At 67.7% G+C, this 2,232-nt stretch carries 4 protein-coding genes; 1 reads left to right on the top strand and 3 read right to left on the bottom strand.

Annotation, left to right across the window (positions count from 1 at the left end; genetic code table 11):
• Both VGD44_RS22975 and VGD44_RS22970 read right to left on the bottom strand, forming a co-directional pair.
• On the bottom strand, positions 1–318 hold a 318-nt coding region (locus VGD44_RS22975; RefSeq protein ID WP_331090714.1), incomplete at its 3' end, for a hypothetical protein.
• Between the two features lie 244 nt (positions 319–562).
• Positions 563–850 carry a hypothetical protein gene (locus VGD44_RS22970; RefSeq protein WP_331090713.1) on the bottom strand — a complete coding sequence of 96 codons (288 nt, stop codon included), beginning with the start codon at positions 848–850 and terminating at the stop codon, positions 563–565.
• 293 nt (positions 851–1,143) lie between these two features.
• Here VGD44_RS22970 and VGD44_RS22965 point away from each other — a divergent pair, with 293 nt between their 5' ends.
• Positions 1,144–1,920 (top strand): hypothetical protein, encoded by a 777-nt coding sequence (locus VGD44_RS22965; protein ID WP_331090712.1) that lies wholly within the window; start codon positions 1,144–1,146, stop codon positions 1,918–1,920.
• A gap of 17 nt (positions 1,921–1,937) precedes the next feature.
• Here VGD44_RS22965 and VGD44_RS22960 read toward each other — a convergent pair.
• On the bottom strand, positions 1,938–2,232 hold a 295-nt coding region (locus VGD44_RS22960; RefSeq protein WP_331090711.1), incomplete at its 5' end, for a hypothetical protein.

Raw genomic sequence — 2,232 nt, 5'->3', positions numbered from 1 at the left:
GCGGGCCTCGTAGGCGTGGTCTTCCGGGGTCTTCCTGGGACCGTCCTCGAACGGGAGGCCGGCCTTGCGCCAGCGTTCGTGCTGCTCGGCCAGCCGGGCGGCCTTCTCGCGGTCGGCCTTCAGCTTCGCATGGCAGGCCAGCGTCTGGCGCACCTGGCGCGAGCAGCGGGCGTAGGCCTGGGCCAGCCTCGCGACCTCCTCCGGGTCGGTGGTGTCCAGGAGGCAGTCGTGGACGTGCTGCGCGGCGCGCAGGTCGAGCTTGGCGAGCTTGGCCAGGAAGACGTCGGCTTCGTCGATCTCGGGCGGGGGGCCGGACATGCGGGCAGTGGAACATGGCCCTACGTCAGAAACGGACGTATTTGGCGGCGCCAATCCAAGAAAGATGGATGGGCGTTGTGCGCCGGAATCTCGGAACGGGACGGCTGGGCCGCGTTCGGCGGCGGGCCGAGGGGCCGCATCAGCGCGCGTCCGCGCGCGGGACCCTTAAGCCTCAGCCCTGTCCCGCGGGCCGGCGCCCGTCCGCGCCGGCGTGCCGCAATGGGACAGTCTGGCGTCGCGCGCCTTACGTACGGGCGACGATGGCTTCCAGGGTCTGGACGCGGCTGTCCAGGTCTTCCGCCAGACGACGGGCCACGTCGCGCACGCCGGGGGCGTAGGCGTCGCCGCCTTCCGCGATCTCGGCGGCCAGCTGTTCGAGGCTGACCATGGCAGTGGTGAGGGACTTGATGTGGTCCTTGGCCAGCTGCTTGGCCTCCGCCTGCAGGCGCTGCACCCGCTGCGCGACGGTCTCGGCTTTCGAAAGGACAGGTTTCAGGTCGTTATCTGCGACCACGCTGAGAGACGGTGACATCCTTATTGTCCTCAAAATTAGCACCCAAGCTCACATACGGTCCGCGATCCGCTTTGGATCGCTTCCGGACCGACCTGGCTGAATTATCTTACGATCGAAAACAGCACAGGTTCCCTGTCAGCCGCATGAACGGCGCCAGTTAACTAACTGTCAGCTATAAGTGGGGCGCCGGCGCCACGGTTTGTAGTTAACCGCCGGGCATCGGTTTGATGCCGGGGCGGAAGGGGTAGACACGCGCCGATTGACGTCCCGGCGGCGCCCTGGCCTCTTCACGACGGGCAGGAAGGGGCGCCGTGATCGACGTCGATGAACAGGAATGGCGCCGGCCGCCGCTAGAGGTTGGCCGCCTGATGGCCGACGGTCTGCGCCTGGCTTGGTCCACGCTGCCGTCGCTGTGGCCGCTCTGGCTCGCATACATGGCGATGAACGCCGCAGCCGCGTTCTGGACGCGCGCCAACCTTGGCCCCGATCTGATGCTGTCGACCGAGCAGGTCCTGGCCTATGGCGTTGTCATCTCAGTCCCGAGCGGGCTCATTCTCGGCTTCAGCATGCGCGTCATGCTGGATGTTGGCGAAGGACGCTGGCGCGTCGACCGCGGCATGGTGGGCTACGTGACTATCGGCATGGGCTTGCTGTTGGCGGAATTTTGGCCGGCGAGCGTTCTGTCGCATGCTGTCGAGGGTAAAGTGCCCGATCCCTACTGGCAGATATGGGCGACGTACCTTCCGAGCCCGTTGATGTGGCTTGTCATGCTTTGGCCCACGAGCCGGCTGCTCGTCTGGCCCATCCGCCACCTGCTCGGCGACACGTCAGCGACGCCCGGTGAGTCCTGGCGCATCATGCGTGGCGCCGCGCGGCCTTATGTGGTGGCGATCTTGTGGGTCGCGGCACCCCTCTACATCGCGGATATGCTGGCTTGGGAGCAGTTCTTCTACGCGCAGAGCTATGTCGGCATGGGAGTCGCGTGCGTCGTCGACGCCGCCTGGGCCGCAGCCGCCTGTGGACTCGCGGCGGCCGCCTTCCGGACACGGGTGCTGGACTCGGAACGGCTGGCCAAGGTGTTCAGCTGAAGACGCGGTCCGCTTGCCTACTCCCCGCTCCCCTCCGCCACGTCCACCTTCGAGCCGTCCGCGACCAGGCGGTAGGTCTTGCCCGCCTCCAGGGGGCCGAAGAACAGGCGCTTGCTGCGTTGGCAGACGAGGCGGAGGTCGCGGCGGGGGTCGAAGGCTTCTGACCAGGTCTTGCCGGGGCGGATGGCGAGCTCGGTGCGGGCGCGGGTGTCGAACAGGAAGGTGCAGAAGACCACCCGGTCGGTTGTGTTGGTCACCGCGAGCAGCTGCCGTTCGGGCGCCGCGGCCGCGGGCGAGGCCGCCGCGGCGAGG

Origin of the sequence: Phenylobacterium sp. (genome assembly GCF_036402295.1) — a bacterium.
Lineage (GTDB): Bacteria > Pseudomonadota > Alphaproteobacteria > Caulobacterales > Caulobacteraceae > Phenylobacterium.
Note: the sequence above shows the minus strand (reverse complement) of the source record. Positions and strands in the feature narration are given on the sequence as shown.

Excerpts from the sequence above, each read along its gene's own strand:
- VGD44_RS22970 (WP_331090713.1), bottom strand. The coding sequence starts at position 850 with ATGTCACCGTCTCTCAGCGTGGTCGCAGATAACGACCTGAAACCTGTC.